This window comes from Leifsonia sp. NPDC080035 (genome assembly GCF_040050925.1).
Lineage (GTDB): Bacteria > Actinomycetota > Actinomycetes > Actinomycetales > Microbacteriaceae > Leifsonia.
In genome coordinates this window covers 4044068-4057267 of the sequence record NZ_CP157390.1, presented here as the reverse complement: position 1 = coordinate 4057267, position 13200 = coordinate 4044068, and the positions used below count along the sequence as shown (strand labels likewise).

Sequence of the window (13200 nt, the reverse complement as noted above, 5' to 3'; positions counted from 1 at the left end):
CTCCTACAGCATCGTGAGGGTCGGATCCTCGTGCGTGCCCACCGGGAAGTGCGCGAGGAAGACGACCCCGTCCGGTCCCGCGTCGAAGCGGGAGATCCGGGCGCCCTCCTCGTAGAAGGTGTCGCCCACCTCGAGGACGTGCTCGGGGCCGCCCTCGACTTGGTACACGGCGGAGCCGCGCTCGATCGAGCCGACCACGGGCCCGTTGTGCAGGTGCAGCCCTCCGGGCACGTTCGGCTGCATCGTGATGCGGCGGGTCTGGATCCGGCCCACTGGGCGCGGGTTGGCCAGCATCACGTCCTGCACGATCGCGCGATCGATCGGCGGGACCTCCTCGGCGCTCACAGCGGTGCCAGCAGCGCTCCGCGCAGCCGGTCGCTGATCCCGGGCGGCACCTCGACCCGGACGGCGAGCGCCTGGATGGCGCGGCTGAAGTAGTTGCGCGCGGCGGCGGCGAGGGTGATGTCCACGATCTCCCTGTCGGTGAAGCCGACCTCGCGCAGCCGCAGGCTGTCGGCCTCGGTCATCGAGGCGGACTCGGTGCTGACGCGCTCGGCGTACTCCATCATCGCGACCTCTGCCTCGCTGAGGCCGGCGTCCCGGTAGTCGCGCGCGATCGGCTCCAGCTGCTGCTCGTCGATCACCTTCAGGGTCTTCCTGCCGTGGGCGAGGCGGCAGTGCTCGGAGTGGACGCCCTGCGCCGCCGCGAGCGTCACCAGCTCGTACCGGCGGACGCCGAGCTGGGCGACGATCGCCTTCACCAGCTGCTCCCAGGCGAGGTACGCCTCCGGATTCGCGCTCAACACGCGGGTGTAGTCGGCGACATAGCCCAGGTCCTGCTCGTCCTTGGCATAGATCTCCGCGATCGGCCCTGTCGCCTCGGCGGGGTCGGGTGTGTGGATGATGGACATGGCTGCCTCCTGTCGTCCGAGGGCGACTCCATGGTGCCACCGGCCCCGCGGCCCGCGCTAGCGTCGGGACGGACCACGCGGAAGCGTCAGTGCGCGAACGCGCCCTCGGGGAGGGTGTCGGCGGGCTTCCTGAGGAAGAACGAGCCGACCACCGCGAACAGCGAGATGATCGCCGCCGCGAGGAACGCCACGCGCACGCCGGAGGCCGTCGCCGCATCCAGCGAAGCGCCGCTTGTCAGCAGCGCGTTCGTCTGCAGGGTGAGCACCGCGACGAGCAGTGCGGTCCCCGCCGCGCCGCCGACCTGCTGCACGGTGCCGACGATCGCCGAGCCGTGCGAGTAGAGGTGCGGCGGGACAGCGCCGAGCCCCGCGGTGAACAGCGGCGTGAACATCAGCGCGAGACCGAGGCTCATCGTCACGTGGGCGGCCAGCACCATCCCGACCGGGGTGTGCTCGGTGACCATCGTGAGCGACCACAGCACCAGGCTGACCAGGATGGAGCCCGGCACGACGAGCACGCGCGGCCCGAACCGGTCGTAGAGCCGGCCGACGAACGGCGCGGCGAGTCCCATCACCAGGCCGCCCGGGAGCAGCAGCAGACCGGTGGCGAGCGTGTCCAGGTGCAGCACGTGCTGCAGGTAGAGCGGCAGCACGATGATCACGCCGAACATCGCCGCGGTGCTGATCGCCATGAGCACGATGGCCACGGTGAAGATGGGGGAGCGGAACGTGCGCAGGTCGAGCAGCGCCCTGTTCGTGCGCTGCAGCAGCAGCTGCCGGAGGATGAACGCCGCGAGCGCGACGACGCCGACGCCGAGCGAGATCCACAGCACCGCGCCCGATCCGCCGGACTCGCCGCTGACGGACAGCCCGTACACGAGGCCGCCGAAGCCGAACGCCGAGAGCACGACGGAGAAGACGTCGATGCGCGACTTCTGGGTCTCGGTCACGTTCTCGACGAAGCGCATCCCGATCAGGAGCATCACCAGGGCGATCGGCAGCACGATCAGGAAGATCCAGCGCCAGGCCAGGTAATTGAGGATGAAGCCGGAGATCGTCGGCCCGATCGCCGGTGCGACGGAGATGACGATGGACACGTTGCCCATCGTCCGTCCGCGCATGGCCGGCGGGACGAGGGTCATCAGGGTCGTCATCAGCAGCGGCAGCATGATCGCGGTGCCGGAGGCCTGGACGACACGGGCGGCGACCAGCACGGGGAAGCCAGGGGCGAGGGCGGCGGCCAGCGTCCCGAGCGAGAACAGCGACATGGCGGCGATGAACACAGCGCGCGTCGTGAAGCGCTGCAGCAGGAACCCGGTGATCGGGATGACCACGGCCATCGTCAGCATGAAGGCCGTGGACAGCCACTGGGCGGCCAGCGCGTCCACGTGCAGGTCGTCCATCAGCTTGGGGATGGCGACCGTCATGATCGTCTCGTTGAGGATCACGACGAACGTCGCCGCCAGCAGCAGCCAGATCACGCGGGAGTCGCGGCGCGACATCCTGACGGCGTCGGAGGGCCCCGCCGCGGGCGCGCCGCCCGGCGCACCGGCCGGCGTGCGGTCGGCCACAGGGTCGATCAGGGCGTCGGTCGCAGGTGAGGTCTTCTCAGTCACCGGTTCACAGTACCGGCGGCCGCCGACATCGCGGGTGTCATGCGGGTGAACGATCGCGCCCGTTCACTCTCCGCGTAATCGCCAGGCGGTCAGCGGCCGAGCGCGGCGACCTCGCGCACGGCGTCCGCGACCGCGGGTGCGACGGCGGCGAGGTCGGCGGCCGACACGTCCGGCGACCAGGAGAACCGGACGGCCGTGCGTGCCAGGTCCTCCGGGTAGCCGAGCGCGAGCAGCACGTGGGAGGCGTCCTCGCTGCCTGCGGCGCACGCCGAACCGCTCGAGGAGACGACGCCCCGCCGCTCCAGCTCGAGCAGCACCGCCTCCCCGTTCGTGCCGGGGAAGACGAACGACGCGGACGCAGGAAGCCGTTCGGAGGGATGCCCGGTCAGGCGCGCCCCTGGCGCCTCCCGCAGCACGGCGGCGACGAACGCGTCCCTGGCCTCGCGGCCCGCTGCCGCGTTCGCCTCCTGCGCCGCCGACGAGAGCCGCACAGCCGCGGCGAGCGCGACGGCCCCCGCCACGTTCTCGGTCCCCGACCGGCGTCCCCGCTCTTGACCGCCGCCGTGCACGACCGGCTCCAGCGGGATGCGCCCCCGCACGAACAGTGCGCCGATGCCCTTGGGCGCGCCGAGCTTGTGGCCGGAGACGCTGAGCGCATCCACCCCGAGCGCCTTCACATCCAGCGGCAGCCAGCCCGCCGCCTGCACCGCGTCCGTGTGGAACGGGATGCCCCGCTCGTGTGCAAGCGCGGCCAGCTCGGCCACCGGCTGGATCGTGCCCACCTCGTTGTTCGCCAGCATGACGCTCGCGAGGGTCGTGTCCGGCCGCAGCGCCTCCGCGAAGGCACCGGGGTCGACGCGGCCGTCCTCGCCCACGGGGACCATTGTCGCCTCGAACCCGTGCAGCCGGGTCAGATACTCCACCGATGCGAGGACCGCCTCGTGCTCGATCGGCGTCGTCACGATGTGCCGGCCGCGCGGCGTTGCCAGCGCGACGCCCTTGATCGCGAGGTTGTCCGCCTCCGTGCCTCCCGACGTGAAGACCACCTCCGACGCCCGGCAGCCGAGCCAGGACGCCACGACGGCCCGCGCATCGGCGAGCGCACGCGCGGCGGACTCGCCGACGGCGTGGTGGCTGGACGGGTTGCCGAAGTCGCCCGTCAGATAGGGCCACATCGCCTCCAGCACCTCGCGGCGGACCGCGGAGGTGGCGGCGGCGTCCAGGTAGATCATGGCGTCTCGACCACCACATCCAGCCCGAGGTCGAGCGAGCGGACGCTGTGCGTGAGCGCACCGGCCGAGATGACGTCGACGCCGGTCTCGGCGATGTCGCGGACCGTCGAGAGACTCACGTTCCCGCTCGCCTCCACGATGGCGCGGCCGCCGACGATGGCGACGCCCTCGCGCAGCTCCTCGATGCCGAAGTTGTCGAGCATGATCGTGTCGACGCCGGCGGCGAGGACGGGCTCGATCTGGTCGATCCTGTCCACCTCCACCTCGAGATGGCTGGTGTGCGACAGCTCGCGCCGCACCCGCTTCAGTGCATCCGTCAGCGACAGTCCGGACTGCTGGGTGAGGATCGCGAGGTGGTTGTCCTTCGCCATCACCGCGTCGGACAGCGAGTAGCGGTGGTTGCGTCCGCCGCCGCAGCGCACGGCGTGCCGCTCGAAGGCGCGCAGGCCCGGCGTCGTCTTCCTGGTGTCGACGACGCGCGCGGAGGTGTGCTCGACCTCGCGCACGAAGGCGGCCGTGAGGGTGGCGATGCCGCTCATCCGCTGCACGAAGTTCAGCGCGACGCGCTCCGCCTGCAGCACCGAGCGCGCCGGACCGCTCACGGTCGCGAGAGTGTCGCCGGCCTCGAAGCTCTCGCCGTCGGCGACGGCGAGCGAGACCTGGATGGCCGGGTCGGTGAGTGTCATCGCGGCGGCGAACACGTCGCCGCCCGCGAACGTGCCCGGCTCGCGCGCCGACAGCCGGGCCGTGGCGGACGCGGTGGCGGGGATCAGCAGCTCGCTGGTCAGGTCGCCCCACGGCGCGTCCTCGACGAGCGCGGCGCCGACGACGGCGTCGATGATCTGGCGGGTCAGCATGAGACGGTCACCTCGGTGTCGGTCGTAACGGATGTGCGGGTCGGGACGGGGGCGAGCACGGTGTGGCGCGCGTCTCCGTCGGCGGTCAGCGGGAAGTCGGAGCGGAAGTGCGCGCCCCGCGACTCCTCGCGGGAGAGTGCGGCCGCGACGACGAGGCGGCCGAGCTGGAGGAGGTTCGCGTCCTCGCCGGGGGCGGGCATGGCGAACGCGGCGAGCTCGACGGCCGCGCGTTCGAGGCCCGTGCGGTCGCGGTGTACACCCGAGGCCGACCAGAGGATGTCCTGCAGCCGCGAGCGGTCGAACGGCCGGTCGCCGTCGTCGGCGCCGTCCGACGGCGCCACGGCCACGATCCCGGCCGCCGGCTCGTCCAGCCACGCGGGGGCCTCCGGCCACGGCTCGCCGAGCACGTCGACGGCGCGGTGCGCGAACACGAGCCCCTCCAGCAGCGAGTTGGAGGCGAGCCTGTTGGCGCCGTGCGCGCCCGTGCAGGCCACCTCGCCGACGGCGAAGAGACCGGGGACGCTGGTGCGCCCGTGCACGTCGGTCGCCACCCCGCCCATCGCGTAGTGGGCGGCGGGCGTCACCGGGATCGGCTCGCGGCTCCAGTCGAGGCCCGCGGCACGGCACGCCGCCCCGATGGTGGGGAAGCGCCGGGCGAGGAAGTCGGCGCCGAGCGCGGTCGCGTCGAGCACGACCGGACGGCCGTCCTGCGCCGCCATCTCCACCGCGATGCCGCGGGCGACGACGTCGCGCGGGGCGAGCTCCGCATCGGGATGAACGTCGAGCATGAACCGCTCGCCTCGCGCGTTCCGCAGCACCGCGCCCTCGCCGCGAACCGCCTCTGACACCAGGAACGAGCCGGGCAGCGCGAGGGCGGTCGGGTGGAACTGCGTGAACTCGAGGTCGGCCAGCACGGCGCCGGCCCGCCAGGCGGCGGCCATCCCGTCGCCGGTCGCGACGGAGGGATTGGTGGTGTGGCTGTAGAGCCGGCCGGAGCCGCCCGTCGCCAGGATGACCGCGTCGGCCGCGATAGACGTCTCGCTGCCGTCGGCGAGCCGCACCGCGACGCCCGCTGCGGCGCCGCCGTCGACCAGCACATCCAGCAGGAACGCTCCCTCCACGATCCGGACGCCGGACGCCCGCACCGCGGCGACCAGCGCCCGCTCGATCTCCGCGCCGGTGGCGTCGCCGCCGGCGTGCAGCACCCGCGCGCTCGAGTGCGCGGCCTCGAGCCCCCTGGCGAGGCCGTCGCCGTCCCGGTCGAACGCGACGCCGAGTGCGATCAGCTCGCGGACGCGGTCCGGCCCGTCGCCGCAGAGCGCCTCGACGGCCTCGCGCACGTTCAACCCGGCCCCGGCGCGCAGCGTGTCGGCCACGTGCGCCTCCGCCGAATCGTCCACGAACAGCGCAGCGGCGATGCCGCCCTGCGCGTAGCGGGTGTTCGCCTCGGCGAGCTGAGACTTGGTCAGCAGCGTCACCTCGTGCCGCGCGGAGGCGCGGAGCGCGGCGACGAGCCCGGCGATCCCGCTGCCGGCGACGACGACGCGGCTCATGTCAGGCCGCCATCGTGGTGTCCGGGCGCGCCGCGAGCATCCGCTCCAGCGCCACCCGCGCGGGCGCGGCGACCGTCTCCGGCACGCTCACCTGGTTCAGCACCTCGCCGCGCACCAGGCCCTCGAGCACCCAGGCCAGGTACCCGGGGTGGATGCGGTACATCGTCGAGCACGGGCAGACGACCGAGTCGAGGCAGAAGATCGTGTGCTGCGGGTACTCGGCGGCGAGGCGCTGCACGAGGTTGATCTCGGTGCCGATCGCGAAGGTGGAGCCGGCAGGCGCCGCCTGGATCGCCTTGACGATGTAGTCGGTGGAGCCGTACTCGTCCGCGGCGTCGACGACCTCCATCGGGCACTCCGGGTGCACGATCACGCGGACGCCGGGGAACTCGGCCCGCGCGTGTTCGATCTGGCCGACGGTGAAGCGCTTGTGCACCGAGCAGAAGCCGTGCCAGAGGATCACCCGCGCGTCCTGGAGCGTCTGCTCGTCGCTGCCGCCGAGCGGCTTGCGCGGGTTCCAGCGCGGCATCTGCGCGAGCGGCACGCCCATCGCCTTCGCGGTGTTGCGGCCGAGGTGCTGGTCGGGGAAGAAGAGGACGCGCCGGCCGCGCTGGAACGCCCACTCCAGCACCGTCGCCGCGTTCGAGGACGTGCACACGATGCCGCCGTGCTCGCCGCAGAAGGCCTTGAGCGCCGCCGACGAGTTCATGTAGGTCACCGGGATGACCGGAACGCGACCGTCGGCGTCCGGTTCGGTGCCGTACAGCTCCTCGAGCGCCTCCCAGCAGTCCTGCACCGAATCGAGGTCGGCCATGTCGGCCATCGAGCAGCCGGCCGCCAGGTTCGGCAGGATGACGCGCTGGTCGGGCCGGGAGACGATGTCCGCCGTCTCCGCCATGAAGTGGACGCCGCAGAAGACGATCGCCTCCGCCTCCGGCCGGGCCTTCGCGGCGTTGGCGAGCTGGAAGGAGTCGCCGACGAAGTCCGCGTACTGCACGACCTCGTCGCGCTGGTAGAAGTGGCCCATCACCGCGACCCGGTCGCCGAGGGTGGCCTTGGCGGCCCGGATGCGCTCGGCCAGCTCCTCCTTCGACGCCGTGCGGTACTCCTCAGGGAGCTCGCCCTGGCGCGGAGCGTGCGCGGGGATCGGGTCGGCCATGGACGCGCCGGGGCCGTAGGAGGGCGCGAGCGCGTCGAACGACCACGGCGCCTCCGCCAGGTCGGGGGTGCAGGTCGCCCCGTCGAGCTCGCCGCGCGAGATCAGGCGGATGGTGGTGTCGACCGAAGCGATGGTCATGACTGCTCTCTTTCGAAGGGATGCTGCTGCCGGGGAAGCGGCCCCGCGTCGGCGAGGTCGATCGAGTCGTTGTAGCGGTAGAGCCGCGGCGGCCGGTGCCGGGTGCCGGTGAGGTACTCGTCGGTCGCGACGACCGCGCCGGAGCCCTCGATCGTCCGCCGGAAGTTCGCGGGGTCGAGCGCACGACCGAGGACGGCCTCGTGCACCTCGCGCAGCTGGGCGAGGGTGAACCGCTCGCCGAGGAACGCGTGCGCGATCCGCGAGTACTCCATCTTCGTGCGCAGCCGCCAGAGCGCGTACTCGACGATGAGGTTGTGGTCGAAGGCCAGCGGGGGCAGCTCGTCGGCGGGGAACCAGCGCACGTTCTCGCCGACGCTCGCCCGCTCCGCCTCCTCGCCGCGCACGAGCGCCCAGTAGACGATCGAGACGACCCGGTCGGCGCCGGGGGAGCGGGTGGCGTCGCCGAAGGCGTAGAGCTGTTCGAGGTAGCTGGGCGTCAGGCCCGTGGTGTCGTTGAGGGTGCGGGCGGCGGCGTACGCGAGATCCTCGCCGACCCGGAGCGGACCGCCCGGCAGCGCCCAGCGGCCCTCGAACGGCTCCCGGATGCGGCGCACCAGCGGCAGCCAGACCTGTGGGGCGCCCGACGTCTCCTCGTCCTTGCGCAGGGCGAAGATCACCGTCGACACGGCGAGCATCGCGCTCGCGCGCTCGTGTCCGGTCATGGTCGACGATCCTTCATCTAAAAGTCACACTGACTCTAAGTGAGGTTCATCTTAGTGTCATCTCGACCAGAACGCCAACCCCGCCCTCGTCTCGTCAGCTCCCGCTCCATCCGTCCCGGAGTTCTTCCCGCTCGCCACCGGCGCGTCGCGTGAAGAACTCCGGAACCGATGGCGCACCCCGCCACCGCGCCGACGGCTCCGTCCGTTATGCTGGCCGAGCATCCAACTGAATATCGGGCCATCGAGGTCGATGCGGGAGAGTCGCGCGCACGCGCGGCACCGAAGGAGCAATCCTCCCCGACAATCTCTCAGGTACGCGTACCGCATCGGACTGGCCACTCTGAAAAGCAGGGACGGCGTCTTCGGGCACCGGGCCCTCGCCCACGGTGAAAGCCGCCCGTCATCAGACGGGAGGTGAAACTCTCAGGCCGGATGACAGAGGGGGAGTTCTTCACACGGGTCGCGCCGCGGCCCGTCTTCCCTCCGGCGACGGCCGGCGAACGGAGAACTCATGACCTCGCAGTCCACCCCATCGAAGGATGGGGACCGCACCTCGCCCCTGCACGACGCGCACGAGCGCGCGGGCGCCTCGTTCACCGACTTCGCCGGCTGGCAGATGCCGGTGCGCTACTCCAGCGACCTGGCCGAGCACCACGCCGTCCGCACCGCTGCCGGGCTGTTCGACCTCTCCCACATGGGCGAGATCGTGCTCATCGGGCCCGAGGCGGGTGCCGCCCTCGACTACGCGCTGGCCGGCAAGCTCTCCGCGCTCGCCGTCGACCAGGCCAAGTACAGCCTCCTGCTCTCGCGCTCCGGCGGCATCGTGGACGACCTCGTCGTCTACCGCACCGGCGACGACCGCTACATGGTGGTCGCCAACGCCGCCAACCGCGCGGTGGTGGCAGACGAGCTCCGTGACCGCACCGCGCCCTTCGACGTCGAGGTGTTCGACGAGAGCGACGACATCGCCCTGATCGCCGTGCAGGGACCCGCCAGCCTCAGCATCCTGCTCGCAACGCCCGGTTTCCACATCGAGGGCGACGACGTCGCGCAGCGGATCACCGACCTCAAGTACTACTGGAGCGTCCCGGCCGAGTTCGAGACGCATCCCGTGCTCATCGCCCGCACCGGGTACACCGGCGAGGACGGCTTCGAGCTCTACACCGCCCCCGACAACGCCCGTTCCCTCTGGGACGCGCTGCTGGAGGCGGGTGCCGAGCAGGGCCTCGTGCCCGCCGGCCTCGCCAGCCGCGACACCCTCCGGCTCGAGGCGGGCATGCCGCTCTACGGCCACGAGCTCGGCCTCGACACCATGCCGGCCCAGGCGGGACTCGGCCGGGTCGTGAGCCTCGCCAAGGAGTCGGACTTCATCGGCAGGGCCGCGAGCGAGGAGGGGCCGGACGCCGCCTCCCGCGTGCTCGTCGGCCTGATGGGGGAGGGGAAGCGCGCCGCACGCGCCGGCTACCCGGTCGTCGCCGTGTCCCCGGACGGCAGCGACGAGGAGGTCGGCGTCGTCACCTCCGGCGCGCTCTCGCCGACGATCGGCGTCCCGATCGCGATGGCCTACGTCGCGCCCCGATACGCGCGTCCTGGCACCGAACTGCACGTGGATGTGCGTGGCAGCCGTCTCCCGTTCACCGTCACCGCCCTCCCCTTCTACAGCAGAAAGCCCACCTCCCCCAGAAAGGACGGCTGACATGGCCGCAGAGCAGGACCTCAAGTACACCGCGGAGCACGAGTGGCTGCTCGTCGAGGGTGACACCGCGACCGTCGGCATCACCCGCTACGCCGCGGAGAAGCTGGGCGACGTGGTCTTCGTCGAGCTCCCGGCGGAGGGCAGCGACGTCGCCGCCGGCCGGGTCGTCGGCGAGATCGAGTCCACCAAGTCCGTCGGCGAGCTGTTCGCGCCGGTGGACGGCACGGTCGCCGAGGCAAACCAGGCGGTCGTCGACGCCCCCGAGCTGGTCAACAGCGACCCGTTCGGGGAGGGCTGGCTGATCAAGGTCACCTTCACCGAGCTGCCGGACGGGCTGCTCTCCCACGACGAGTACAAGGCCCTCACGGGCGAGTAAGGCTGACGGCTTCCTTCATGAGCGAACTGTTCCAGACGCGTCACATCGGCATCGACGAGGACGCGCAGCGTACCATGCTGTCCGTGCTCGGGCACGACTCGGTTGAGGCCCTGGTCTCCGCCGCCGTGCCGGCATCCATCCGGGTCGACACCGCGCGCACGTCCGCGCTGCCCGCGCCGGTGAGCGAGCGCGCCGCGCTCCGCGAGCTGCGGGCCATCGCCTCGCGCAACACGGTCAACCGCAGCCTGATCGGCCTCGGCTACTACGGCACGATCACGCCCGCCGTGATCAAGCGGAACGTCCTGGAGAACCCGGGCTGGTACACGGCGTACACGCCCTACCAGCCGGAGATCTCGCAGGGTCGCCTGGAGGCGCTGATCAATTTCCAGACGATGGTCTCCGACCTCACCGGTCTCGACACGGCCAACGCGTCGATGCTCGACGAGGGGACCGCCGTCGTCGAGGGGATGCTGCTGGCGCGCCGCGCATCCAAGGCACGCTCCGCGCGGTTCGTCGTCGACGCCGACACCTTCCCGCAGACGCTCGCGCTGCTGCGCAACCGTGCCGAGGCCGTCGGCATCGAGCTGGTCGTGCTCGACCTCGCATCGACACCCGCCGATTCCCCGGAGCTCGCGGACGCGTTCGGTCTCTTCGTGCAGTACCCGGGCGCCTCCGGCCGGGTCTGGAACCCGGAGCCGGTGTTCGCCGCCGCAAGGGCCGCCGGTGCGATCGTGGTCGCCGCCGCCGACCTGCTCGCGCTGACGCTGCTCCGCTCGCCGGGCGAGCTCGGCGCGGACGTCGCCGTCGGCACCAGCCAGCGCTTCGGCGTCCCGATGGGCTTCGGCGGCCCGCACGCCGGCTACATGGCCGTGCGCAAGGGTCTCGAGCGGCAGCTCCCCGGACGCCTTGTGGGCGTCTCGCAGGACGCGATCGGCAAGCCCGCCTACCGGCTGACGCTGCAGACCCGAGAGCAGCACATCCGTCGCGAGAAGGCGACCTCGAACATCTGCACCGCCCAGGTGCTGCTCGCGGTAATGGCCGCGATCTACGCCGTCTACCACGGTCCCGTGGGCCTCCGGGCCATCGGCCGCCACGTGCACCTGTCCACCGTGGCCGTCGCCGACGCGCTGCGCGCGGCGGGGGTCGAGGTGCGCTCGCGCTCCTTCTTCGACACGCTGGTGGCCGAGGTGGACGACGCGGCGGCGGTCGTGGCGCGCGCGCATGACCACGGCATCCTGCTGCACGCGGTCGATGCGGGCCTGGTCTCGCTCAGCATGGACGAGGAGGCGGCCGCGGACCTCCGCGACGGCAGCTTCCCGCTCGCCGACCTCATCCGGGTGCTCGGCGGCACGGCCGAGGACGACGTGGAGGCGGTCTTCGGCTCCGACGTCTCCTTCGAGGCCGAGCTGACCCGCAGCTCCGACTACCTCACGCATCCCGTCTTCTCCACGCACCACTCGGAGACCGCGATGATGCGCTACCTCCGCCAGCTGCAGGACAGGGACTACGCGCTCGACCGCGGCATGATCCCGCTCGGCTCGTGCACCATGAAGCTGAACGCGGCGACCGAGATGGAGGCGGTGACCTGGCCCGAGTTCGCCGCGCTGCACCCGTTCGCCCCTGCACAGGACGTCGCAGGCTCGCTCGAGCTCATCGATCAGCTGGAGGCCTGGCTCGCGGACGTCACCGGCTATGACACGGTGTCCCTGCAGCCGAACGCCGGAAGCCAGGGCGAGCTCGCCGGCCTGCTGGCCATCCGCGGCTACCACCGTTCGCGCGGCGACGAGCAGCGCACGGTCTGCCTCATCCCGCAGTCCGCCCACGGCACGAACGCCGCGTCCGCTGTGCTCGCCGGGATGAGCGTGGTCGTCGTCGCCACCGACGAGCTCGGCAACGTCGACCTCGACGACCTGCGCGCGAAGATCGCCGAGCACGCCGACGACCTCGCCGCGCTGATGATCACTTACCCGTCGACGCACGGCGTCTACGAGCACGAGGTCGTCGCGATCACCGACGCTGTGCACGCCGCCGGGGGACAGGTCTACGTCGACGGCGCCAACCTGAACGCCCTGCTCGGCTACGCGCGCTTCGGCGACTTCGGTGGAGACGTCAGCCACCTGAACCTGCACAAGACCTTCTGCATCCCGCACGGCGGCGGTGGTCCCGGCGTCGGCCCGGTCGCGGCGAAGGCGCACCTCGCCCCCTTCCTGCCCGGGCACCCGCTCGCGCAGGACGCGACGCACCCTGTCGCGTCCGGGGGACGGATCGAGCACGGCGGCGGACCGGTCTCCGCCGCGCCGTACGGCAGCCCGAGCATCCTGCCGATCAGCTGGGCGTACGTCCGGATGATGGGCGCGCAGGGCCTGAAGGACGCGACCGGCGCCGCGGTGCTGGCCGCGAACTACGTCGCCGCGCGCCTGCGCGAGCACTTCCCCGTGCTGTACGCGGGGGAGAACGGGCTCGTCGCGCACGAGTGCATCCTCGACGTGCGTCCGCTCACCGAGAGCACCGGCGTGACCGTGGACGATGTGGCCAAGCGGCTGATCGACTTCGGCTTCCACGCGCCCACGATGTCGTTCCCGGTCGCGGGCACGCTGATGGTGGAGCCGACTGAGAGCGAGGACATCGCCGAGCTCGACCGGTTCGTCGCGGCGATGGTCGCGATCCGCGCCGAGGCGGACGCCGTGGCGGCGGGGGACTGGCCGGCGGACGACAACCCGCTGCGGAACGCCCCGCACACCGCGGAGTCCGTCGTCGCCTCCGACTGGACGCACCCGTACAGCCGCGAGCAGGCCGTGTACCCGGTCCCGACCCTCGTCCGCAACAAGTACTGGCCGCCGGTGCGCCGCATCGATCAGGCCTACGGCGACCGTAACCTCTTCTGCGCCTGCCCGCCCCCCGAGGCCTTCGCCTAGCAGGCAACCGCCGAGTACGAAGAAA

General features: G+C 71.9%; 11 protein-coding genes and 1 riboswitch. Of the genes, 3 read left to right on the top strand and 8 right to left on the bottom strand.

What is annotated here, in order from left to right; genetic code table 11:
• Positions 1-3: 3 nt before the first annotated feature.
• The 8 genes from AAME72_RS19640 to AAME72_RS19605 all read right to left on the bottom strand — a co-directional run bounded on the left by AAME72_RS19640 (position 4) and on the right by AAME72_RS19605 (position 8188).
• The gene (locus AAME72_RS19640) at positions 4-345 is read right to left on the bottom strand and encodes a hypothetical protein (RefSeq protein WP_348788204.1); all 342 of its coding nucleotides are present in this window, start codon (positions 343-345) and stop codon (positions 4-6) included.
• Positions 342-911 carry a peroxidase-related enzyme gene (locus AAME72_RS19635; RefSeq protein ID WP_348788203.1) on the bottom strand — a complete coding sequence of 190 codons (570 nt, stop codon included), beginning with the start codon at positions 909-911 and terminating at the stop codon, positions 342-344. Before AAME72_RS19635 ends, AAME72_RS19640 begins: the two co-directional genes overlap by 4 nt.
• A gap of 86 nt (positions 912-997) precedes the next feature.
• Positions 998-2413: an MDR family MFS transporter gene (locus AAME72_RS19630; RefSeq protein ID WP_348790180.1), complete on the bottom strand. Its 1416-nt coding sequence runs from the start codon at positions 2411-2413 to the stop codon at positions 998-1000.
• Positions 2414-2616: 203 nt separating this feature from the next.
• Positions 2617-3759, bottom strand: coding sequence for a cysteine desulfurase family protein (locus tag AAME72_RS19625; protein ID WP_348788202.1), 1143 nt, complete (start codon positions 3757-3759; stop codon positions 2617-2619).
• Positions 3756-4616: a carboxylating nicotinate-nucleotide diphosphorylase gene (nadC, locus tag AAME72_RS19620; protein WP_348788201.1), complete on the bottom strand. Its 861-nt coding sequence runs from the start codon at positions 4614-4616 to the stop codon at positions 3756-3758. The genes AAME72_RS19625 and nadC overlap by 4 nt, the downstream gene beginning before the upstream one ends.
• Entirely contained in the window at positions 4610-6169 is a 1560-nt protein-coding gene (gene nadB / locus AAME72_RS19615; protein ID WP_348788200.1) for an L-aspartate oxidase, read from the bottom strand. Before nadB ends, nadC begins: the two co-directional genes overlap by 7 nt.
• 1 nt (position 6170) lies before the next feature.
• Positions 6171-7466, bottom strand: coding sequence for a quinolinate synthase NadA (gene nadA, locus AAME72_RS19610; RefSeq protein ID WP_348788199.1), 1296 nt, complete (start codon positions 7464-7466; stop codon positions 6171-6173).
• On the bottom strand, positions 7463-8188 hold the full coding sequence (locus tag AAME72_RS19605) for an NUDIX domain-containing protein (protein ID WP_348788198.1): 726 nt from the start codon (positions 8186-8188) through the stop codon (positions 7463-7465). Before AAME72_RS19605 ends, nadA begins: the two co-directional genes overlap by 4 nt.
• Positions 8189-8431: 243 nt before the next feature.
• A riboswitch (glycine riboswitch) is annotated at positions 8432-8522 on the top strand.
• A 177-nt stretch (positions 8523-8699) separates the two neighbouring features.
• Between AAME72_RS19605 and gcvT the strand changes: the two genes are divergently transcribed.
• Genes gcvT through gcvP form a run of 3 tightly spaced genes read left to right on the top strand, consistent with a single transcriptional unit; the run spans position 8700 to position 13175 of the window.
• Positions 8700-9884: a glycine cleavage system aminomethyltransferase GcvT gene (gene gcvT, locus AAME72_RS19600; protein ID WP_348788197.1), complete on the top strand. Its 1185-nt coding sequence runs from the start codon at positions 8700-8702 to the stop codon at positions 9882-9884.
• Between the two features lies 1 nt (position 9885).
• Positions 9886-10260: a glycine cleavage system protein GcvH gene (gcvH, locus tag AAME72_RS19595; protein WP_348788196.1), complete on the top strand. Its 375-nt coding sequence runs from the start codon at positions 9886-9888 to the stop codon at positions 10258-10260.
• Positions 10261-10277: 17 nt separating this feature from the next.
• Positions 10278-13175, top strand: coding sequence for an aminomethyl-transferring glycine dehydrogenase (gene gcvP, locus AAME72_RS19590; protein WP_348788195.1), 2898 nt, complete (start codon positions 10278-10280; stop codon positions 13173-13175).
• Positions 13176-13200 lie beyond the last annotated feature (25 nt).

Bases quoted from the DNA above. Each gene is read 5' to 3' on its own strand.
- nadC (WP_348788201.1), bottom strand. From the start codon at position 4,616: ATGCTGACCCGCCAGATCATCGACGCCGTCGTCGGCGCCGCGCTCGTC.
- AAME72_RS19625 (WP_348788202.1), bottom strand. From the start codon at position 3,759: ATGATCTACCTGGACGCCGCCGCCACCTCCGCGGTCCGCCGCGAGGTG.
- nadA (WP_348788199.1), bottom strand. From the start codon at position 7,466: ATGACCATCGCTTCGGTCGACACCACCATCCGCCTGATCTCGCGCGGC.
- nadB (WP_348788200.1), bottom strand. From the start codon at position 6,169: ATGAGCCGCGTCGTCGTCGCCGGCAGCGGGATCGCCGGGCTCGTCGCC.
- AAME72_RS19635 (WP_348788203.1), bottom strand. From the start codon at position 911: ATGTCCATCATCCACACACCCGACCCCGCCGAGGCGACAGGGCCGATC.
- AAME72_RS19605 (WP_348788198.1), bottom strand. From the start codon at position 8,188: ATGACCGGACACGAGCGCGCGAGCGCGATGCTCGCCGTGTCGACGGTG.
- AAME72_RS19630 (WP_348790180.1), bottom strand. From the start codon at position 2,413: ATGTCGCGCCGCGACTCCCGCGTGATCTGGCTGCTGCTGGCGGCGACG.
- gcvT (WP_348788197.1), top strand. From the start codon at position 8,700: ATGACCTCGCAGTCCACCCCATCGAAGGATGGGGACCGCACCTCGCCC.
- gcvH (WP_348788196.1), top strand. From the start codon at position 9,886: ATGGCCGCAGAGCAGGACCTCAAGTACACCGCGGAGCACGAGTGGCTG.
- gcvP (WP_348788195.1), top strand. From the start codon at position 10,278: ATGAGCGAACTGTTCCAGACGCGTCACATCGGCATCGACGAGGACGCG.